Source organism: Ktedonobacter sp. SOSP1-52 (genome assembly GCF_016587395.1).
Genome location: NZ_BNJH01000001.1, coordinates 2,135,709 through 2,156,379, shown reverse-complemented (window position 1 = coordinate 2,156,379; position 20,671 = coordinate 2,135,709). Strand labels below are relative to the sequence as shown.

The following is a 20,671-nucleotide window of genomic DNA, read 5'->3' as shown; positions in this document are numbered from 1 at the left end:
AGCAAAATAGTTCGTCTCATGTTCGCTTCTTTTAGCTGAAAAGTGTAAATGAGATCGCTTCATGTCTTGTTTTACGGCAGGTACACCGCACCCAAGCAGTAACCCTGCGCAGAAAAGCGCCTGATCGAGGCCCTCGACCAGGCGCTTCTTTTCCCTACCTTACTATAAATAAGATAATTCGATGAAGGGAAAAAATGAGTTACCTTAATCGCACATACGTCAGTGCTAGGTCCTCCTCCCAGGCTGCTCCCCCTCGTGACATTTCACCCTTACTGACCATCTTGTTGCTGTTGTTTTCTATGACAATGGTGACTCGCTGAGAAAAACTGGGCTCGTCGCGCCACCACTTGAGTTGATCTCCTGTCATGGTCACATCGTGTTTTCTTGAGATGCCACGTTCATCAAAGTAAAGCATAAAATATTTCTTAGCCACATCGTCGCTGCCAAAAATAGCGACACCGCTAGGAATGTTGGGGTCGTCAATCTCTGAATGCATGATCAAGAAAGCGCCGCCCTCAAGCCAATCAAAAGTGGTACGGCCATGCAAAGTAATACCGGGAAGGTAGGGATGGGATCCGATGGTTTGCCATTCGCCCACTAAAACCTTAAAGGGTTCAAGCGCTGGATTTGGGATTAATGCTTCTCTTCCGATTTTTTTCCTCCATATTCTTGATTATAGCTATGATGTTCCAAAAGTCAAGACAGGTTTTGGGCACAAATAAGATAAAACTCAACCATACGAGGAAAGCCGACTACTGCCCAAATGCACCAATGGCGGATTGAGAGCATCATGCGAACCGATATCGCCTGTTTTTTCGTGCGGGCTGGCGTTGGTTTTGCGCGAGACGTATTTGGTAAATGACCCACCAAGTGGATCTGCCCACGGGATGCGCAACGAGATGACAGCAAGCTAGCAGCGTAGAGAAAAAAGAGACCTTTAATGAGAAAGAAACAAAACATACTCTCATGAGGAGGTCTCTTTAGGTATGATACCGAACCCAAGCATCGAGGTTCAAACTTCTCCTGTAGATCATCCCTCGGTTCCTGCGTGGTTTGCCGAAGTGGTTATCCTCTCTCAGCACCTCGCAACGAAAGGGCTGCTTGAAACCTTTGCCCATCAAGTTCGCTTAGTGAGAGGCCGTTTCGGCAGCTATGAACCGCTTGATTTTCTGGCCTTGTTAATCGGCTATGCCATGAGCGGAGAACGAACGCTGGCCGACTTCTTTCATCGCTTAGCTCCCTTTGGGGCTGCGTTCATGGCTCTGTTTGGACGGGCTCGCCTTCCCCATCACTCCAGCTTGAGTCGTTTCCTCGCCAGCGTCGACCATCCCTGCTTGGAAGCGTTTCGCACGCTCTTCGAGCAGAACAGCTTTGCTGAGGGGTGGACCACGGAGACGATCGGTGGAATTTGGGATCGGCAGGGTCGTCGTTTTATCGTCTTTGATGTGGATGCTACCCGCCAAGCAGCCCAGCAACGTGCCTTGCCCTGTGATCCAACGCTTCCTCCCCCTCGGCGCCGACTCGATGCGGTCTGTGCACCAGGCTACACTGGGCGAAAACGAGGCGAGGTTGTCCGTACTCGCACTGTCATTCTTCAGATGCACACCCGTCAATGGATCGGCACTTACGCGGGCCGAGGCAATGGCGACTATCAAGGAGAGCTTACTTCGGCACTTCGAGCCATTACAACCTACTTGAAGCTCTTTACTCTCACTCCAGAGGTCGCGCTGGTTCGTCTTGATGGGCAATATGGTGACACAGTAGCCATTACGCAACTGATTGAAGCAGGCGTGCATCTGGTCACACGGGCGAGAGGGTATCGAGTCCTGGAACACCCTCAGATCCAACGCGTCCTGGCTCATCCACCAACCGCATCCGTGACGAGAGTGAACAGCGAGGAGGTCGTCGAGGTGTTTGATGGAGGCTGGTTACCATTGGATGAGGGAGTGCCTCAAACGCGCATCATTGTGGCTCGACACCACGTCCCCACATCAGGAAAGAGGACTTCGGTCGGCAAGTGTATCGGAGAGTGGGTCTATGAGGTCTTCATCACGACATTGCCTGCCGACGGCTTCCTCGTCGAGGATGTGCTCGATCTCTATCACGGGCGGGGAGCCTTTGAAGCGGTGCTTGCGGATGAAGATGTCGAAGAAGATCCCGACCGCTGGTGTTCGTACACCCAGTGCGGACAAGAGCTCTGGCAGATCGCGTGTCAATGGGTGTGGAACCTTCGGCTTTCCCTTGGGCAGGCCATGCAACAAGCTGAGCGGCGCGAGATCGAGTGGGCACCTCCCAAACAAGCACCCCCTTCACTCAAGGCTGTGGAGGACGCTCCCCGGGAGTATGGCCGCGGGCCTTGGGCGAGAGCGTTCGGAGCGGCAACTGGTCGCTTCGGAGCCGACGCCTTCGTACTGCAAGAGGATGGCAAGCTCCGCTGTCCAGCAGGATCAAGCCTCTGGCTGAGCGAAGTTCGTCAAGAAAATGAGTTTACGCAACGTGCCACGTACCTCGGCTTCCGAAGAGATTGTGAGCCTTGTGCTCTCAAAGAGCAGTGTCTGGGGCGAGGCGCTAAAGGCAACCGTGCCCGCAGGGTGAGTGCTGTGCGTCGTCTCTTGCCCCCACCTGCCACAATTTTGCGAACGCCCATGATGCTGGGATCAATCCGCTGGGTAGATGTGGCGGGGCGAGCACTTCGCCGTACTTGGACGACTCATTGGCGAAGCCAATACGTTGAACTCATCCCGCTCGTCGAGTTCCCGCAGCGTGTTTTTCCTCCACGTCGCCACCCTCGTGCTATCCGTTCGCACTATCGCTGGAGTTGGCCTGATCGGCTCGCACAGAATGCCTGGTGGGGACCCCCCCAACTCCGTATTACGGTCGCGGGCGTTCCCACCACTCTTGCTATCAACTAACGAAGGAGGAACAAGCAAGCACAACACCTTTTTTGATGAGTGATCTTCCCTTCCCTCTGAGCTGATCATGAGGGCCAAGCACTCCTGTCTGTTTCCATTAACCTCTTCAATATATTTATTGATTGCTTGCTGTCACCTCATTGCGCATCCCGTGGGTTTTTTCTCTTTGGTGGTCCCGTCTGCTTGCTCCTGGTTGGTGCTACGTTTGAAGCCGAGTCGACAGTCAGGATCTCCTGCCGGGATGCACGTTTTGTCGTAGCGCTCTTTGACGTAGACGCGGTCGTTGTTTTCCTTGTAGGATAGGAGGCCGACGAGTTGCCATCAAGGCTGGTACTTTTCCGACCCCCCTCCTCCGAACCGGACTTGCAGGTTTCCGAGCATCCGGCTCTCTAGTATCGTTGTCTTGCCTGTTTTTGCAAGGCTTTGACATCCGCGAGCTTGATGGTTTGTCGCCTCAGAGGACGTCCAGCATGGATATCCTCATGACACGTTCGACAGAGGGGCATCGTCTTGCGGTGAAGCGCAATCATCCGCTTCATCCATTCCGGTTTCTCACGACCGGGATAGCGGTGCAGGTGTTTCAGCGCTCGGATATGGTGAATCTGGATCTCTTCTGTTCCCCCACAGAGTTCACAGTATCCAGCCAATAACCTGTCGATGAGCTCTGTTCGACCTGTCCATAGGCGCGACGGTTGCTCCTCAAGGATTGCCTTGATATCCCACTTGAGCGATATCCCACCCCAAGTGGCTACAAGCGGTTTTTTTTCCTTGTCGTGGCAGGATAGTTTGAAGTCCAGTACACTTGCGATCATCTGCCACGAGCTCGGCCCCGTATTTCTCATAAATGTCAGGCACTGTCACCCGAAACTTCGATGCCAGCGTCTTTGTTAATGAGCACTCCATGACCCACTTCAAGTGGTTAAGTGTGTGCATGTTGTAGGCCAGTCGATAATAGTTGGCGATTCCCCGATATTCGAGTTGATAGGCCGTAATGATCGTAAAATCACTCTCATTCAGCAACTCTGCCCGGTGAATAGCCTTCTTTCCCTTCTTGTAGCGTCGGCACTTTTCTGCGATGACGTCTCGAGGTACTCTCAGTCCGATCTTTCCGTTGACGCTTCTACGGCGTGAGCCGTCTCGTCTACGGCTTTGCTTCGCATCGTCCTGAATGGTGGTCACTTCATAGCCAAGAAATCGTGCGGCCTCGCTTCTCGCGTGGGTGATGAGCGTTTTCGCCTTCGAGAGCTCCAGTTTGAGTTCGTCGCGTAAAAATGCTCCAATGTGCTGCTTGATTTCTTCCGCTTCTGCCTTTGGTCCGACGAAACCCAGCAGGAAGTCGTCCGCATAGCGAACATACTTGAGACGTCGATAGTCGGGGTCAAGAGGATCGATGGAGGGGATTTGCTGAGCGTGTTTGCTCAATTGCCTTGCCTTTTCAGCGTTCCCTTTCCTTCGCTGATAGTGGGCTTGGTTGATGAGCTGCACATACTCAGGGTTTCTCCGCCTGATTCCTCCTCGGGTATACATGGGAATGAGAACAGTTTCGACATAGGTGTCCAATTTATCCAGCAGGATATTTGAAAGGATAGGGCCGATCACACTGCCCTGTGGAACTCCACTGAGCGTTCGGTGAAACTGCCAGTCTTCCAGGTACCCTGCGTCGAGTAATGCCTGCATGAGCGTGAGAAATCGCCCATCCAGGATATGCTCACTGAGGGTTTGGAGGAGCAATTCATGATTCAGACTCCCAAAGCAGTCCGAAATGTCGCCCTCAATGTACCAGACGCTACCTCCCCAGTTGTGATAGATTTCTCTGAGTGCCGTATGACATCCACGCCCTGGGCGAAATCCGTGTGAAGAATGGCTAAAGTGGGGCTCGAAGTACGCCTCCAGGATCTGGCGGATCACTTCTTGCAACAATTTGTCAGACCACACGGGCATACCTAGCGGGCGCTGTTTCCCATTTTTCTTCAAAATGTAGGTTCGTCGGGCTGGTTTCCAGCGGTACCGCTCATGTCGCAAAGCTTCAATGATGGTCCCAACCTTTTCCAGTGACATTCCGTCTGGAGTTTCATCGGTAACGCCTTTGGTCATCGCGCCAGCATTCCGATAAATTTTGCCATAAGCGCTCAGGTACAGATCAGTATTGAACAATTGTCGATAGACTCGTTCGAGAGGCAATCCTCGTTTGCCTCGCTCGTGAACAAGCTCCAAATAGGCTTTGGCGCTCTGCATTACGCATACCTCCGTCTTTGGATACTTTCCGATACCTACCCTGCCTACCTTTATCAAAGGGTAAGCTCTGGTCTCCTTTCGGAGACTGCCCCTTCGCCTTACAAGGTGCTCATGCGCCTTGCGGTGGCTACTATGGGGGTTCCGTCGTCGTGGGGCTCGCGCCCTTTAGACGATCCCGCATTTACGCTCATGAGACGTCATAGTGCGTGTAGGTGCCCGTTCGTTTCCTTTCCCCGTTCATTTTCGGGTACTCACCAGAGAGAGTGTTTGACATCCTGGGCCAACAGATGCCTATTCTGGTGTCACCGCTTCAGGTATGCTGCGGTGGGTGTACGCTTGCACCGTTGGAAACTTGGGTTCAGCAAATACAGCTTCACCATGCGCACAGGACTTGCAGCTCGTCACCCTCCATACCTTCAGGTTTAGCTGCTTTAATGCCATGCTCTTGTCCTCTTTGGGTTTCCCCTCCAAGTAAGGCATTGTCCTAGAGGTCACAACTCTCAACCTCTCCGCCTTCAAGGCGGAATCTCACGAGCGCCGAAGCGGCGCACGACCCAGGCATAAATATGCTTCACGTCAAAGGCGACGGTTTCGCCCAGACCTGGGATCTCCTGCTGCAGATCGCGTACCGTGGCTTGCAACAAGGCGGGGTCCAACTGCCGCAATTTCTCGCCCAACCAATAGCGACAGGGAAGGGTAGCCTCGACATCAAAGCCGTAATCGGCCCGGTCATCCAGCTTGAGATCAAAGCCCAGCTCAATGACGAGCAAGGGATGTTTGAGCAGAAAGTCGCGCAGTTGTTTGGCGTAGATCAAGCCTTCCTTAAGACGGACGAGGAAAGCTTTGATATAGGCAGTGAGAGAGTGGCCGTGGGAGCCGCAACAGGCCGAACGTTGGGCTTGCCATTGCTCGACTGTGGACCAGTCGAGCAGGGAAAAGAAGGCGCGGTACTCCTTAATCAGCGGATCAGTTGAGAGCATGTTCGTCATGGTGGACTGGTCATAGAGGGAAGAAGAGGGTATCATAACCAAAACTCCTTTTGTGTGTGATGTGGTTATGAATACTCTGCAAAAGGAGTTTTTCTTGTGTCAAGGGAAAAAGACGTTTTTCCTGAACATCAGGCAGCATTCGAGCGATGAGTTACTTGCTCTAGCTTTGATTGAAAGGGGGATCAGGTTTCAACTGGCAAGTTACCTACTCTTGTTTTTTCTGGAAGATCGGCTCGATCCGAAATCGCGGAATTCCCGATTTCGAGAAATGAGTTACTTGCACCCCTCCATATGATGCTTAAAAGGGTGCGCACTCGAATTGGGCAAAAAAAGTTGGTGTCATCGCCGAGGTTGATAGAGGACTTCTCACCTTTTCTGGGAATGGGTGCTGACTGTAGGCAGAGAAGAGCAAGATGGGAGAAGTTTTTCCTGATCGACTTCTGGTAGACTATCCGTACGTCGCGAACACTTGCAAATTGCAAGTACATTACGGTGACATTCCTTTTAAGGAGAAAAATGTGAGAAAAATAGTTGCTTCGATGCTCATGGCTCTGGATGGTGTTGTTGAAAATCCAGAGTGGACTGTTCAATTTAGGCGTGAAGACTCACAAAAATATAAATCCGATGAGCTTTTTGCCAGCGATGCACTCCTTCTGGGGCGCAGAACCTATCAGGAATTTGCAGCCGGCTGGCCGAGCATGCAAGGAACTGGGAAGTATGGGGAGCGCATGAACAGCCTGCCGAAGTTTGTGATCTCCACCACGCTCTCAGAAATGGAGTGGAACGCCAGCTTGCTCACAGGCAATCTCGCGGAGGAAGTCTCCCGGATCAAGCAGCAACCGGGGCAGGATGTGTTGATTTTCGGGAGTGGAGAGCTGGTCCACAGCCTGATGTCCCTGGACCTGATCGATGAATATCGGCTCATGGTCTTCCCGGTCGTGGTGGGTAGCGGCAAGCGTCTCTTCCGAGAGGGAAGCGAGAAGAAGGTGCTGAAGCTGATCGAGACCAGGACCTTCAGCTCCGGCGTCATCGTCCTCACCTACCAACCAGATCAGCCTTAGCCGGAGCGGAGCTAGACCAAACGCTGGCAACTCTCATCGAGACGTTTGGAGGTGCATCTCGTTGCGCAACCCGTGGGTATAAGGAGGAAGAGATGCATCGGATATAGCTCTGTATGTGTGGCGGTGCTTTGCTCGTTTTGCTGGCCTGGAACATAACAGCGCAGGCGGTTTCTGCCGCAAGCATGCATCTGAACAGACCGCAGGTAGCTTGTAAAGTTGTTCTCGTCAACGAAGTATTCTCGCTCGGAACTGTTATTCTTTCAACATAGTACGTCTTCGTGCAAAGCATACGTCGATGTCAGACCGGACAAACCAAACGCCGTGGAGGTTCTTTCCATGAATGGCCTCCCCAAGCTCGCGATCACGATCGGAACCTCTTCTGAGGGAGGGAAGAGTACACATGATACGGTCGAGGTGTTTGCGAGCGGATGTGAGGGTTCTTCAAGTTCACAAAAATCCAAGAGGAAAAAGGAGAGAGAAATGAAAGCCATTGGCATTGTTTCTGAAAAGATTGGTGGTTCCGAGCTTTTGGAAGTGGTAGAGGTTGCGAAACCGGTACCTGCTGCTGGGGAAGTGCTCTTGCGGGTGAAAGCTGCGGCTTTAACACCGGATGAACTCACATGGCCGGAAACATGGTATATCCATGGGGATAGCGCCCAGCCACGACCACGCCCTATTATCCCCGGCCACGAGGTCTCGGGGATTGTTGAAGCAGTTGGTGGGGGAGTGACAGCGTTTCAAGGAGGCGATGAAGTCTATGGGCTTCCCCGCCCTGATCGTGATGGCGCCTGGGCTGAATATGCCATTGTCACTCCCAATCAGATTGCCCTACGACCCCGATCAGTCAGTCATGAAGAGTGTGCGGCTCTCTCCCTCTCGGCGCTCACCGCCTGGCAGGCACTCTTCAAGAAGGGGAACCTGCAAGCCGGACAGCGTATCCTCATCCAAGGTGCCGCTGGTGGTGTGGGGAACTATGCCGTCCAGCTTGCTCATCTCAAAGGCGCATACGTAATTGCCGTGGCTTCTGGACAGCACCGCGAGACCCTGCTCTCTCTTGGTGCCGATGAAGTGATCGATTACACCACCACCAACGTTGCTGAAGTGGTGAGTGATATCGACTTTATCTTCGACGTAGTCGGAGCCTCGGTGATTGAAGCAAGCATCAAACTGCTCAGACCAGAGGGTACATATGTAGGAATTGCTGGTACCTCCAATCTGGTGAGTAAATATGCCGAGCAGTACCAGAAGAAGGGGGTCTGGTTCATCGTTGAAGCCAACGTCGATGATCTTACACAGCTTGCTCGCTTCACCGATGAAGGGCACCTGAAACCACTGATCGAGAAAGTGTATCCTCTAGAACAGGCTCGTCAAGCCTACGAGCGCCTCTCAGAAGGTCATCTGCGCGGAAAACTAGTTCTGAGTGTCTAGAACAGACGCAAGCTCTGTTTGGGAATTTGTGCAAAAGTTGGCTCTTGCCCAGTTAGGGAGCCTCGATCAGAATGACTATTCTTCCTGGGCAACGTCGCCCGGGTGTGCCAGGCGCCCCAGGGGGTAGCGGCCACCTGCCGCTGCTTGTACTCCTCATCGAGGACACCCACCATGCGCGTGTCCTCCACCGGGCCGGGCTCGACGACGTTGACCGTGATGCCTCGCGGGCCTAGTTCCTGGGCGAGATACCGGGCGAATTGTGTCAGTGCGGCCTTGGCCATGCCCAGTGCGATCATGCTCTCCCGGGGATGGCGGCTGAGGCCGGTACCGAGATAGATGATGCGTCCCCAGCCCTGTTCAGTCATGGCGAGCAGAACGGCTTTGGTGACCGCGAACGCCGCACGCATCTCGTCGTCGAGCTTGCCACCCAGTTCTTCCCGCGTCATGTCCTGAAACGGAATTGTCAACTTGGCGAGCCTATCTGCAAAGAGCTGAACGATATAATAGAATAACCTCATGAAAAAGAGTCCATCTGCTTTCCCCTACAACGGATTTCGTTTTCCTCCAGAAATTATCAGTCACTGCATCTGGCTCTATTTCCGTTTTTCCCTCAGCTATCGCGATATTGAAGAGGTCATGGCTGAACGGGGCGTGGTGCTGACATACGAAACCGTTCGTCAATGGTGTCAGAAATTCGGCCAGAGGTATGCCAATGAGCTGAAACGCCGTCATGGCAAGCGAGGAGACAAATGGCACCTGGATGAAGTCTTTCTCAAAATCAGCGGGAAGACCCACTACCTGTGGCGGGCCGTTGATCAGTATGGCAATGTGCTCGACATCCTAGTACAAAGTCGACGTGACAAACAGGCAGCGAAGAAGTTCTTTCGCAAATTGTTGAAGGGGGGTACAGTATGTGCCACGGGTGATCATTACCGACAAGCTAAAGAGCTATGGAGCAGCGAAACGAGACATCTTGCCTGGCATTGAGCACCGCCAACACAAGGGCTTGAACAATCGGGCAGAAAACTCACACCAACCCACCAGACAACGAGAACGAACCATGCGGCGCTTCAAATCTCCTGGTCATGCCCAACGCTTTCTTTCTACCTTTGGCCCGATCTCCGATCATTTTCGGCTCAAACGACATCGTCTCAACTCCTCAGTCTATCATGCCCTTATACAGGATCGCTTCCAGATCTGGAACGAGGTAACCAGCGGGAAAACAGCAGCTTAAACTCTCCTCAATCTTTTGCCTCTTTCTTTCCTCTCATCGTTCTTTCTAGAAAAGCTCTTCTATCTTCTCATTAAGTTGACAATACCCTTTTAGATATACTGTATCTGCTCTCCTTAAAGCCCCTGTAGGGATCAAAATCTTTCTTAAATGGCCCCTTTCATCTACATGAAAATGGCCCTTTTAACAGGTCCTTTATCAGAGTATACTTCTTGGTGTCAGTACAAGGCAAGAGCACGAACGCTGCATTGCAGAAAGGAGAGAAAACAGTGATCGACAAAGGACAACGCATACAAGCGATCGCCATTACCGCCTTTGGCGGCCCTGATCAACTCAAGCTTGTGGATCTGCCTGTGCCACCCTGTGGCCCAGAGCAGGTCCTCATCAGCGTCCAGGCAGCCGGCGTCGGGATGTGGGATGTGAAAGTGCGGCAAGGAAGCGTCGTATTAGAAGGGCAACAGTTTCCGCTCGTGCTTGGTTGGGAATCAGCAGGGATCATTGCAAAGGTAGGAGAGGCAGTCACGGGATGGGATGTGGGAACCCACGTGATCTGCGCGACATACCAGGTCGGCATTGGTCATTATGCTTCTGCCGTGGCTGTCCCTGCGAATCTCGTCGCTCCAATGCCCTCCTCGCTCGATGCCCTGCACGCATCTGCCCTTCCCGTCAACGGGCTGACCGCTTACCAGGCGATTTTCGAACTGCTGAAGATCCAACCGGGAGAAACGCTCTTGATTACCGGTGCGGCGGGAGGAACCGGCACGTTTGCTGTCCAACTGGCTGCGCGCGTTGGAGCACACGTCATGGTCACTGCAAGGAGCGAGCACCACCCGTACCTTCAGCAACTGGGAGCCAGCGAACTCATTGATTATACGCAAACGGACTTCGCGGAGGCTGTCCACGCGGCTCATCCTGAGGGCATCGATGCGGTCCTGGACTGTGTTGGGGGAGAGACAGCGGCAAGAAGTCTGCAGGTGGTACGCGAGAGGGGGCGGCTCGTCACGATTGTCGACCTTGAGCAGGTGACACCCACCCGTCATATTGACACGCACCTACTCTACTTCCGCCCTGATGGGCGACAATTGGCCGAACTGACGAAGCTCGTCGACCAGGGCCAGCTCACCGTTCACCTCGACCAGGTCTTTCCGTTGGAACAAGCGAAACAGGCCCATGAGCGACTGGAGGCGCGGCACCATCAAGGAAAAATCGTGCTCAATGTACCAGGATGAAGACCCTCTATGGTCAAGTCCTAAAAAACCATGAGGAGGTAGTGTCAACGCAAGGACAATTGTTGAGTTTATCGCCAGAAATTCTGGAGAGAAGTGGGCGCCGGCCCAAAATCTTCTCGGAAGAAAGCCTTCTGAAAGACCTCAAATGAAGGTTCAGTGGTAAAAGCTCATCAAGAGAAAGATGTACGTTGACAATACCGTTTTCTGTTGTAAATAAGCGCTGCAACGGAGAGCCCTCAAAGCCGCCCCTGAAAGGGCCCGGGGCAGATGCTCATTGCTCCTGCCTCTCCGGGAAACGCACGTATTGCATACACACACTTTTTCATCGCTTGTGACAACCGATGTCACAGAAGAGGGATCATCGCCATTGCATGATATTTTTTGCGGTTCAAAGCAGGAAAACATCGTTGCCACCAGGGATGGGGATACGTGAAAGGGAGAGAGACAGTATGATGTTCAATCCACAAAGCAGCGAGTCAAGCATGCTCACATCGCGTGAAACGCTCCTCAGCACGCTTGAGACACTTCCTGATGCGTTGTTTGTCGTCGATGACGCCACAACGATTGTGTATGCCAATGCGAGCGCGCAGACCATGCTCGGCACCACACAAGAGGCGCTTGTTGGAAACAGCTTCTGGTGCCTCGCTCCTCACCTGGTGAGCACAACGCTCTACCAGGCGGTGCTCAAGGCCAGACAGACGCGGAAACTGACCGACGTGGAATATCGTTCCCCGGTGACCCAGACCTGGTTCCATGCACAGATCTCGCCCACCGGAGTGGGCCTCGCGGTCGTGTTCCAGGAAAACACGGAACCAACGCAGTGCCAGGACGCCCTTCGCCAAAGTGAACAGCGGTATCGGGATCTCCTGGAGCACAGTGCTGAGCGGATCGCGATGTTGACACCGGAGGGACTGATCCTGGAGATCAGTCAGCGTCCCTTGACGGACGCGCAGGTCCAGCTTGAGGAGGTGATTGGCAAACCGCTCACCGCTGTTTCCTGGTGGTCGTCTGTCCCGCATGCCCAAAGGCAATTAGGTGCGGCGATTGAACAGGCCAGACAGGGAGTGACAGTACGCTTTGAAGCCCGCATAGACCCACACCCAGGAAGATATCTCGACCTTGCTGTGACGCTGACGCCCCAATGTGCGGCGAATCAGCAGGTCGAGTATCTGATCTGTACGGGATTCGATATTACCCAGTACAAGCACGTGGAAGAGGAACTTCGTACGATGCTCGATACCGTGCCCCAATTTGTCTGGGTCAGGCGGCCTGATGGTTCCATCGCCTACTATAATCGACGCAAGCACGACTATGCCCATATGATGTCCGAGCAATGCCCAGAGGATGAATGGCTCCAGCACCTGCCTCCCGCTGACCGGCAGTGCATCCAGGGCATGTGGCCCACAGCCCTCCGAACGGATATCACGTCTGATGAAGCGGCCTCGCTTCAGTTTGTACATCCTGAGGATCGAGAACGGGTCCTGGCTCTTCAGCGCCAAGCATTCGAGACAGGGGAACCCTATGAGTATGAATATCGTCTCAGGGAGAGACAGCCGGGCACCTATCGCTGGTTTTTAGCACGGGGTGTGCCTCTGCGAAACGAGGCGGGGCAGATCATCCAATGGTTTGGCACCTGCACTGATATCCAGAGGCAGAAACAAACCGAGGACGCCTTGCGTCAAAGCCAGGAACGCGTGAACCATCTCATGAATTCTAGCGTGATCGGGATCTTTTTCGCCGAAGGCGACGTGGTGGTGGAAGGGAACAACACCTTCCTGAGGATGACGGGCTATAACCGAGACGAGCTGTGCCGGCAGTGTATCAACTGGGGCAGTTTCACCCTGCCAACCTCGAAGCCCTCGCTGTTCCAGCAAGTGCACCAGGAACTGGTCGTGCAGCAAGATACCACGCCCTTTGAAGCCGAACTCGTGTGTAAGGATGGCAGCCGCCTGGACGTGCTCATGGGAGGAGTGGCCTTTCATGGTGAGGTGCTCCAGGGCATCGGCTTTGTGTTGGACAACTCAGCCCGCAAGGAGCTGGAGCAGCGCAAAGATCACTTTCTAGGGATGGTCAGCCATGAACTCAAGACACCGCTCACGTCCTTGAAGCTGCAAACGCAACTATTACGAAAGCAACTGGGAAAGCAAGGCATCTACAACGCGGATACCGTTCTTTCCCGGATGGAGGCACAACTCAACATGGTTACCCGATTGGTCGGAGAGTTGCTCGACCTCTCCAAAATTCAGGCTGGCACCCTGGAGTATGCCCAAGAAACGGTGAATATGGACGACGTGCTCCAGGAGGTCGTTGAGATCGTGCAACAGATGCAGACGACCCATACCATCGTCGTGCATCGTGCCGCGTCCCCCCCTCTTCTGGTCGGGGATAAGGACCGGCTCGAGCAAATGTTGCTGAACCTGATCAGCAACGCGATCAAATATTCCCCAGGAGCCAACACGATAGAGGTGGATAGCAAGACCTCCGAAGAGGCCGTGACGCTCAGCGTGCATGATCAGGGTATCGGCATTCCACAAGAGCAGCACGAGAAAATCTTTGAGCGCTTCTATCGGGCGGTTGCTCCACATCAGCGCGCCTTTCCAGGCCTCGGAATGGGCTTGTATATTGTCGCGGAGATTGTGAAATACCATGGAGGATCCATCACGATGGAGAGCGAAATGGGAAAAGGATCAACTTTTCAGGTGACGCTTCCCCGGAAAAGAACATAAGGAGCGCATATGGAGACGTTCCAGCCACAAGCATGGAATGATGTTCTTGCTGTCAAGCGTATTCTCATTGTCGAAGATGATCCCATCCTTGGCAATCTCCTGCTGGAAGTGCTCCAGGAGGAGGCAATCTATCAAGGGCATCTTGCCCCGAGCGGCGAGATGGCGCTGAATATGCTGCAAACGATCACGCCTGATTTGTTTCTCCTCGATTATCATCTCCCTGGGATGAATGGGCTGGAACTCGCCGACCAGTTGCAGCGTAGAGAAGGAGGTGAGCACACACCCATCCTCCTGATGAGTGCCGATTTGCCACAAGAAAGCGGCGCCTTGGATCATCTCAGAACGCTCCAGAAACCCTTTGATCTGGAGACGCTGCTGCAATTGATCGCACATCTTCTTGCATGAGAAGGACAAGAGTTTTTTACCAGAAAGTGATGGTGATCGTATTCATCCCTTTCTGGTAAGTGATGGTGATCGTTGCCGCCATTCCCCTCATTGCAGGTGCATGGCTGCGTTACGTCGGCCTGCTTTGCCTGGTCTTGTGTACTGGAACACTGACCATTTTTGTGATTGCGCCAGCAGTGACCGGATTTCCGCGCTCGCCCTGTATGGTGAGTTTCTCTTAAAGGATGTCGTGCTGGCTGCTGCCACCGCGTGAGCATCATAGCGATGGATGCAGCCAAACAAGCACACAATAAGGAGAGCAGTTGACTACCTAACGCTTCATAGATGAGGATGTACCTCGGGCAATTCGTCTGCGCTCTCCCTGAAACTCATTGCTCTGCTGGATACGCCTCCTGATGCGCCGATCTTTCTAGATCAGAAAGCCATGATCCAGGATGTTAATACAAGAGCCGCCACCATGCTTGGGACAAGCACGAACTGCCTGGCAAGCTGTTTGGCAGTGTGCGCCACGCTCGAAGGATTCCCTACAAAGATGCGCAGGGGGCGATTCTGCACTGGATTTCACATGCACAGACATCGATGTTTAAAGCGGGCCGAACAGACTGAAGAGGCCCTGCGCCAGAGCCAGGAACGGGTGCGCACACTGATAAACTCAACGAGTATCGGGATCACCATTGGCGAAGACGATGTGATTGTGGAGGCCAATATGTCTTTTTACGCATGACCGGTTATCCCCGGGAAGATCTCTGTCAACGAAAGATCAATTGGATGCAGATGGCCCCTCCAGAATACAAAGCCTATATCAAGCAGGCACATGAGGAACTCGCACGGCCCTGCTCGATGACCCCTTGTACTCGATAATTCTGCCCACAAAGAGAAGGTAGGTCGACAACCACCATACAACAATACAGCTCGATGTCAGAGGCGAAAAACCTCTTCACCGAGACACGGGCCATATGAAAGGGAGAGAGACAGTATGATGTTCAACCCACAAAGCAGCGAGTCAAGCATGCTCACATCGCGTGAAACGCTCCTCAGCACGCTTGAGATGCTTCCTGATGCGTTATTTGTCGTCGATGACGCCACCACGATTGTGTATGCCAATGCGAGCGCGCAGACCATGCTCGGCGCATCACGAGAGCAATTCCTGGGGAACCCCTTCTGGCGCGGTGCTCCACAACTCGTGAGCCCCTCACTCTATCAGGCAGTGCTCAAGACCAGGCAGACCCAAGAGCCAACCGAAGTGGAGTATTGGTCTCCCATAACCCAGACCAGGCTGCACGTGCAGCTCGCTCCGACCATGGGGGGGCTCACCTTGCAGTTCCACAACGTGAGAGCACGAGCCCGACGCCAGGAGATGGTTCCCCTCAGCGAACATCTCTACGCTGATATCCTGGAGACTGTCTCTGACCGGCTCGTGATCTTGACCCCTGATGGGATGGTCCTGGCCATCAGTCAGCGCCCCTTAGAGGACGCACACCTCCGGCGAGAGGAAGTGGTCGGGAAACCGTTCACCGAAACTCCCTGGTGGTCGTATGCTCCACCTGTCCAGCAGCAATTACGCGCAGCGATTGAACAAGCCAGTCGGAGCGAAATCGTGCACTTTGAGACCAGGATACGCCCACAAGAGGGGTGGTATCTGGATCTTGCGGTGACGATGACCCCGCATCTGAATGCTGACAGACAGGTCGAGTACCTCATCTATACCGGGCTGGATATCACCGCGCGCAAACGAGCAGAAGAAGGACTCCGTGTCCTGATCGATACCATTCCCCAATTCGTCTGGATCATGCGCCCCGATGGCTCGTGTGAATACTGTAACCAACGCTGGTGTGACTCTACCAATATGACTTCTGAACAAGCTCAAGGGGATGGTTGGCTCCAGGCCATCCACCCCGATGACCAACAACGTGTCCTGGAGAGGTGGCAGTGTGCCGTCCAGACCGGCAGGCCCTATGAAGCGGAACAGCGCCTGCGCCATGGCACGACCGGGGAGTATCGCTGGTTCCTTGTTAGAGGAGCGCCACACAGGGATGATCAGGGCACGATCCTGAAATGGTTTGGGACTGCTACCGACATTGACGAGCAGAAACAGGCTGAACAGAGAATCAAAGCCAGTGAGCAGAACTGGCGCGTGCTGGCTGAAACACTGCCGCAACTGGTGTGGACAACGCAGCCCGATGGCCGTGTTGACTACTGTAATCAGCGCTACTGTGACCTGACGCAGGCCGATTTCGAGCAGATACGGGACTATGGATGGCGTCAATTCCTGCATCCCGAAGATGCCGAGCACACGCTTGCGCTTCGGCAGCAATCCCTTGCCACCGGTGAACTCTTTGAGAACGAATGTCGTATCAGAGATGGGCGAACTGGAGCGTATCGCTGGTTTTTAGCCCGCGCGCTGCCGGTGCGCGATGCAACCGGTCAGATCCTCAAATGGTTTGGCACCTGCACTGACATAGAGGAGCAGAAACAGGCTGAGCAGCAGCTCAAAACCAGTGAGCAGAACTTTCGCACGCTCGCCGAAATGGTGCCGCAACTGGTGTGGACCATGTGGCCCGACGGCCGTCTAGACTACACGAATCAGCGTTATCGCGACGTAACGCAGGCCAATCTTACCCTCGAAGGAGACGATATATGGCGTCAGTTCGTGCATCCAGAGGACATTGAGCGGACACTGGCGATCCGGCACCAATTACTCAGAATAGGGGAAATCTACGAGAACGAATATCGTCTTAAGGATGGACGGACTGGAGAGTACCGCTGGTATTTAACCCGTGCGCTCCCAGTCCGCGATGAAGCGGGTCAGATCCTCAAGTGGTTCGGCACTGGCACTGATATTGATGACCAGAAGCGCGTCGAGGAAGCTTTACGCCAGAGTCAGGAACAAGCGAGCATCCTGATGAACTCCAGCATTATCGGGATTCATATCATCGAAGGTGAACAGATTGTGGACGCGAACGACACCTTTCTGCGCATGACCGGCTATACCCGCGAAGATCTGCATGAAGGGCACATGAACTGGATGCACATGACGCCTCCAGAATATCTAGCTCGTACTCAGCAAGCCCAGCAGGAACTTGCCACCCAACAGTCAATGACGCCCTATGAGAAAGAGTACGTGTGTAAAGACGGCAGTCGCCTTCCGGTGGTCGTGGGTCGCGTCGTCTTACAGCATCACCCACTCCAAGCGATAGGCTTTGTGCTGGATAACTCGGCCCGCAAGGAACTCGAACAACGCAAAGATGACTTTATCAGCATGGCCGGCCATGAACTGAGGAACCCACTCACGGCCTTGAAAATGCAGACCTCCTTGCTGCACCGGCAACTGGTCAAGCAAGGCCTCCAGGCTCCAGCTCTCTCGAGCATGCAAACCCAGATCAACAAAATCACCCGACTGGTAGAAGACTTGCTCGATGTCTCCAAGATCCAGGCAGGGAGGCTGGAGTACCGGCAGGAATCGGTGGATCTCGATGCCTTGCTGCGGGAGATCGTCGACACCATGCAGCAAACCAACCCGAGCCATACCATTCTGGTACATGGTACAGCAGAGGTCAGCCTGCTGGGGGACCGAGACCGGCTCGGACAGGTCTTCACCAACCTGCTCAGCAATGCCATCAAGTATTCTCCCAGCGCAGAGGCGGTTGAGATGGAACTCTCGGCCTCCAAAGATGCGGTCGTGGTCCAGGTGCAGGATCACGGGCTGGGCATCCCGCGCGAGCTGCACGACAAGATTTTTGACCGATTCTATCGGGTCACAGATCCCAAGCAGAAGGCGATTCCCGGTCTGGGCATGGGGTTACACATTGTGGCGGAGATCGTCAGGCATCATGGGGGAACCCTGATGGTGGAGAGCGAAGCCGGCAAAGGCTCCACCTTCCAGGTGACCCTGCCCAAGAAGAGGGATGGCTGACCCGGGAAGACCTCCACATGCACATCATGTGAGACGATGATGGCGGCAGAAGCCGTGTCGATACGGATGCGCACGGATGCGCGCCGCCATCACGGACCTATTTCCTGCGGACACCTTCGCTCGTCAGAAGGTGATACGGTTTTCTTTGCATTTCATCCATATTTATCAATCTACAGGAGGTCTACTATGAAACTTGCTCCTAAGTATAAAGGACGTTCTATTGAAGGCGTGGGCGGGACCAGGCTCTTCGTGGAAGAGCATGGAGATCCAAGCAAACCGGCGATCCTTTGGATTCATGGGATTTGTCAAAGTCGTCTCGCCTGGGATAGGCAATTTGAGGACGAGAATTTGGGTGCACAGTACCATCTGATTCGTCTGGATCTACGGGGGCATGGACTCTCTGACAAGCCGACCGATCTGAGAGCGTACCAAAATAGCAAAATCTGGGCTGATGACATTCAAGCCGTCATCGACGCATTGCATCTGCACAAGCCCTTCCTGGTAGGCTGGTCCTACGCAGGTCACATCCTCTGTGACTACGTCCAATGCTGGGGACAGGACAACCTGAGCGGGCTGATTTTTGTGGATGCTGCTTCGGATGCAGGCCGAGAGGAGGTGCTGCCTCTCTTTGGCGGAGATTTTCTCCAATTGATTCCGGGTTTCTTATCTCCCGATTACGCCCAATGGATGACGGCCTTGCAACAATTCGTGGATCTGATGACCTACGAAGGGGTCGATCCACAGACTTTTTACCAGATGGTTGGCTTTGGCGCAGTGACCTTGCCTGCCACACGTCAGGGCATGCTCATGCGTGAAATGGATAATCGAGCCGTCTTAGAGAGTATTACTATTCCTACATTGCTGTTGCACGGGCGAAACGATCGTGTGATTTTGTCTGCTGCTTCAGACTATATCGCTCGCTATATTCCACATACTTCGCGTATTGTGTATGATCAGTGTGGTCACACTCCTTTTTTAGAGCAGGTTTCCCAATTCAACCGTGACGTTGCCGCTTTCCTGCAGCAAGTTTATCCTTGAGTTCTTCCCCTCATACGAGGTCTTTGAACGGGCCTTGTTCACAAGCCGTATGGTTCTAAGAAGCGTAAGGGGAAGCCAGACACTTTGAGATCCATGACTCTTTCCTCTCTGCAATCATTCACAAGCCCTGGCAAAAAGGGCTTCCACTCTTGCAAGATGGAGGATCGATTATTCTCACCGCCTCAATCGGGGCCTCCAAAGGGCAGGGAGGAGGTACCATAAATGGTGCGAGCAAAGCTGCTGTGCGATCATTCGCACGCACCTGGACGGTCGAATTGAGCGGTCGCAAAATTCGCATCAACGTTGTTAGTCCTGGTCCGATCAACACACCAATGCTGAATAGTATGGGAGAGACAGAGGAGCAGACAAAGCAAATCCTCGCGGGGATCGCGACTACTGTGCCAATGAGGCGTTTGGGCGATCCTGACGAAGTTGCGAAAGCCGTCTTGTTTTTGGCCTCAGACGACAGCAGTTTTGTCATTGGGATCGAGTTGTTCGTCGATGGGGGAGTGGCGCAAATTTAAGTGATGTTGAAAGACTTTTAAAAATGAAACGAACAGGAAAGGAAGAAGAAATGTCAACCATTCATAGATATGATCATTCTTTTTTCGCAGACCTTCTCGCCCCCCTTACGGGTCAACTCATCCTCCCCGGGGATGGAGCCTATGAACACGTGCGCCAACTCTGGAATGGAAAGGTCGACATCCATCCAGCTGCGTTCGTTCGCTGCGCGAATACGCAAGATGTCATTCACACGGTTCAGTGGACGCGTTCGCATGGCCTGCCACTCTCTGTTCTTGGAGGAGGAAACGACTTTGCAGGACGAGCCCTCTCCGAGAATGGCATCGTGATCGATTGCTCTCAGATGAGGGCAGTTGCCATCGATCCAGGAGCGCGTACGGCCCATGTTCAGGGGGGGCATACTCATTCATCGGCTTTAGCTGCGAAGCTCCACTGATCTGAGTTTGCCGTTCAATTTGAGAATCACGCAAAGGGAGACAGACCCGGACCGTGTCTCGTTGAGGTAGGACTCGGCTGCCGATGTCCATCTCATTGCGCACTCCGTGGGATATTGATGCTGATCTGTCAAGATAACAGAGGGCGAGGAGGAAGATTTAAATCATGAGTAAAACAACAAGCAACACAAAAGCAGAATTGGCTACTTGTTGAGGTATGACTAGGATTCGTGCAAAAATCTATCAGAGCGTGCAGATGTCCTGAAATATGGCTCATGACTCTCTTCAGGAAGTGTCATAAAAGCAGTTTTATCATATATTTCATGCATTTCTCACTCGCGCCTTTGTTTCTTCTGCCATCGCCTCGAATGGCCTGTGAAGCGTTTCTAGAGGCTTATGATAGATTTTTGCACGAACCGATGAAGTACCCTGTCAAGAGGGAAGAAAAAGAGAAAACGTGGTACGCTGCCTCTCGCCAGGCACAAAATCCCCTAGTCTCACAGCATTTGCTGTGATCTCTTCCAGAAACGTGATGGGAGGACGAGCGG

15 protein-coding genes and 3 pseudogenes are annotated in these 20,671 nt (G+C 53.4%); 14 read left to right on the top strand and 4 right to left on the bottom strand.

The window, feature by feature from the left end; translation table 11 throughout:
• Nucleotides 1-199 precede the first annotated feature (199 nt).
• Complete coding sequence (locus JMJ16_RS10135) at nucleotides 200-598, bottom strand: hypothetical protein (RefSeq protein ID WP_236601365.1); 399 nt, start codon at nucleotides 596-598, stop codon at nucleotides 200-202.
• 388 nt (nucleotides 599-986) lie between these two features.
• Here JMJ16_RS10135 and JMJ16_RS10130 point away from each other — a divergent pair, with 388 nt between their 5' ends.
• Nucleotides 987-2,912 (top strand): hypothetical protein, encoded by a 1,926-nt coding sequence (locus JMJ16_RS10130; RefSeq protein WP_236601363.1) that lies wholly within the window; start codon nucleotides 987-989, stop codon nucleotides 2,910-2,912.
• A gap of 389 nt (nucleotides 2,913-3,301) precedes the next feature.
• Here JMJ16_RS10130 and JMJ16_RS10120 read toward each other — a convergent pair.
• Together JMJ16_RS10120 and JMJ16_RS10115 are read right to left on the bottom strand one after the other, a co-directional pair.
• Nucleotides 3,302-5,147 (bottom strand): annotated as a pseudogene (locus JMJ16_RS10120) (reverse transcriptase domain-containing protein).
• 515 nt (nucleotides 5,148-5,662) lie between these two features.
• Nucleotides 5,663-6,172, bottom strand: a complete 510-nt coding sequence (locus JMJ16_RS10115; protein WP_201380873.1) for a hypothetical protein — start codon at nucleotides 6,170-6,172, stop codon at nucleotides 5,663-5,665.
• A 482-nt stretch (nucleotides 6,173-6,654) separates the two neighbouring features.
• Between JMJ16_RS10115 and JMJ16_RS10110 the strand changes: the two genes are divergently transcribed.
• Nucleotides 6,655-7,197 carry a dihydrofolate reductase family protein gene (locus JMJ16_RS10110; RefSeq protein ID WP_201380871.1) on the top strand — a complete coding sequence of 181 codons (543 nt, stop codon included), beginning with the start codon at nucleotides 6,655-6,657 and terminating at the stop codon, nucleotides 7,195-7,197.
• A 480-nt stretch (nucleotides 7,198-7,677) separates the two neighbouring features.
• A complete protein-coding gene (locus JMJ16_RS10105) occupies nucleotides 7,678-8,625 on the top strand; it encodes an NADP-dependent oxidoreductase (RefSeq protein WP_201380869.1) in 948 nt (315 codons plus the stop codon).
• Here JMJ16_RS10105 and JMJ16_RS10100 read toward each other — a convergent pair.
• Complete coding sequence (locus JMJ16_RS10100) at nucleotides 8,622-9,143, bottom strand: SDR family NAD(P)-dependent oxidoreductase (RefSeq protein WP_236601358.1); 522 nt, start codon at nucleotides 9,141-9,143, stop codon at nucleotides 8,622-8,624. The genes JMJ16_RS10105 and JMJ16_RS10100 overlap by 4 nt on opposite strands.
• On the opposite strand from JMJ16_RS10100, the pseudogene JMJ16_RS10095 reads away from it, so the two are divergent.
• From JMJ16_RS10095 to JMJ16_RS10050, 11 genes and pseudogenes are all read left to right on the top strand, one after another.
• Nucleotides 9,142-9,859: pseudogene (locus JMJ16_RS10095) on the top strand (IS6 family transposase). The gene JMJ16_RS10100 and the pseudogene JMJ16_RS10095 overlap by 2 nt on opposite strands.
• Before the next feature lie 266 nt (nucleotides 9,860-10,125).
• On the top strand, nucleotides 10,126-11,085 hold the full coding sequence (locus tag JMJ16_RS10090) for an NADP-dependent oxidoreductase (RefSeq protein ID WP_201380868.1): 960 nt from the start codon (nucleotides 10,126-10,128) through the stop codon (nucleotides 11,083-11,085).
• A 452-nt stretch (nucleotides 11,086-11,537) separates the two neighbouring features.
• Nucleotides 11,538-13,811 carry a PAS domain S-box protein gene (locus JMJ16_RS10085; protein ID WP_236601556.1) on the top strand — a complete coding sequence of 758 codons (2,274 nt, stop codon included), beginning with the start codon at nucleotides 11,538-11,540 and terminating at the stop codon, nucleotides 13,809-13,811.
• A gap of 9 nt (nucleotides 13,812-13,820) precedes the next feature.
• On the top strand, nucleotides 13,821-14,216 hold the full coding sequence (locus tag JMJ16_RS10080) for a response regulator (RefSeq protein ID WP_201380866.1): 396 nt from the start codon (nucleotides 13,821-13,823) through the stop codon (nucleotides 14,214-14,216).
• A 100-nt stretch (nucleotides 14,217-14,316) separates the two neighbouring features.
• Entirely contained in the window at nucleotides 14,317-14,469 is a 153-nt protein-coding gene (locus JMJ16_RS10075; protein WP_201380864.1) for a hypothetical protein, read from the top strand.
• A 108-nt stretch (nucleotides 14,470-14,577) separates the two neighbouring features.
• A pseudogene (locus tag JMJ16_RS56900) lies at nucleotides 14,578-14,685 on the top strand (hypothetical protein); the annotation flags it as partial.
• Between the two features lie 96 nt (nucleotides 14,686-14,781).
• Nucleotides 14,782-14,940 carry a hypothetical protein gene (locus JMJ16_RS10070; protein WP_201380862.1) on the top strand — a complete coding sequence of 53 codons (159 nt, stop codon included), beginning with the start codon at nucleotides 14,782-14,784 and terminating at the stop codon, nucleotides 14,938-14,940.
• A gap of 255 nt (nucleotides 14,941-15,195) precedes the next feature.
• Nucleotides 15,196-18,129 (top strand): PAS domain S-box protein, encoded by a 2,934-nt coding sequence (locus JMJ16_RS10065; RefSeq protein ID WP_201382806.1) that lies wholly within the window; start codon nucleotides 15,196-15,198, stop codon nucleotides 18,127-18,129.
• Nucleotides 18,130-18,315: 186 nt separating this feature from the next.
• A complete protein-coding gene (locus JMJ16_RS10060) occupies nucleotides 18,316-19,167 on the top strand; it encodes an alpha/beta fold hydrolase (protein ID WP_201380861.1) in 852 nt (283 codons plus the stop codon).
• A gap of 89 nt (nucleotides 19,168-19,256) precedes the next feature.
• Complete coding sequence (locus tag JMJ16_RS10055; protein WP_201382805.1) at nucleotides 19,257-19,691, top strand: SDR family oxidoreductase; 435 nt, start codon at nucleotides 19,257-19,259, stop codon at nucleotides 19,689-19,691.
• A gap of 50 nt (nucleotides 19,692-19,741) precedes the next feature.
• Nucleotides 19,742-20,125 (top strand): FAD-binding oxidoreductase, encoded by a 384-nt coding sequence (locus tag JMJ16_RS10050; RefSeq protein WP_201380860.1) that lies wholly within the window; start codon nucleotides 19,742-19,744, stop codon nucleotides 20,123-20,125.
• Nucleotides 20,126-20,671: the final 546 nt, after the last annotated feature.

Excerpts from the sequence above, each read along its gene's own strand:
- JMJ16_RS10130 (WP_236601363.1), top strand. The coding sequence starts at position 987 with ATGATACCGAACCCAAGCATCGAGGTTCAAACTTCTCCTGTAGATCAT.
- JMJ16_RS10115 (WP_201380873.1), bottom strand. The coding sequence starts at position 6,172 with ATGATACCCTCTTCTTCCCTCTATGACCAGTCCACCATGACGAACATG.
- JMJ16_RS10105 (WP_201380869.1), top strand. The coding sequence starts at position 7,678 with ATGAAAGCCATTGGCATTGTTTCTGAAAAGATTGGTGGTTCCGAGCTT.
- JMJ16_RS10100 (WP_236601358.1), bottom strand. The coding sequence starts at position 9,143 with ATGAGGTTATTCTATTATATCGTTCAGCTCTTTGCAGATAGGCTCGCC.
- JMJ16_RS10085 (WP_236601556.1), top strand. The coding sequence starts at position 11,538 with ATGTTCAATCCACAAAGCAGCGAGTCAAGCATGCTCACATCGCGTGAA.
- JMJ16_RS10080 (WP_201380866.1), top strand. The coding sequence starts at position 13,821 with ATGGAGACGTTCCAGCCACAAGCATGGAATGATGTTCTTGCTGTCAAG.
- JMJ16_RS10075 (WP_201380864.1), top strand. The coding sequence starts at position 14,317 with ATGGCTGCGTTACGTCGGCCTGCTTTGCCTGGTCTTGTGTACTGGAAC.
- JMJ16_RS10070 (WP_201380862.1), top strand. The coding sequence starts at position 14,782 with ATGCACAGACATCGATGTTTAAAGCGGGCCGAACAGACTGAAGAGGCC.
- JMJ16_RS10065 (WP_201382806.1), top strand. The coding sequence starts at position 15,196 with ATGTTCAACCCACAAAGCAGCGAGTCAAGCATGCTCACATCGCGTGAA.
- JMJ16_RS10060 (WP_201380861.1), top strand. The coding sequence starts at position 18,316 with ATGAAACTTGCTCCTAAGTATAAAGGACGTTCTATTGAAGGCGTGGGC.
- JMJ16_RS10050 (WP_201380860.1), top strand. The coding sequence starts at position 19,742 with ATGTCAACCATTCATAGATATGATCATTCTTTTTTCGCAGACCTTCTC.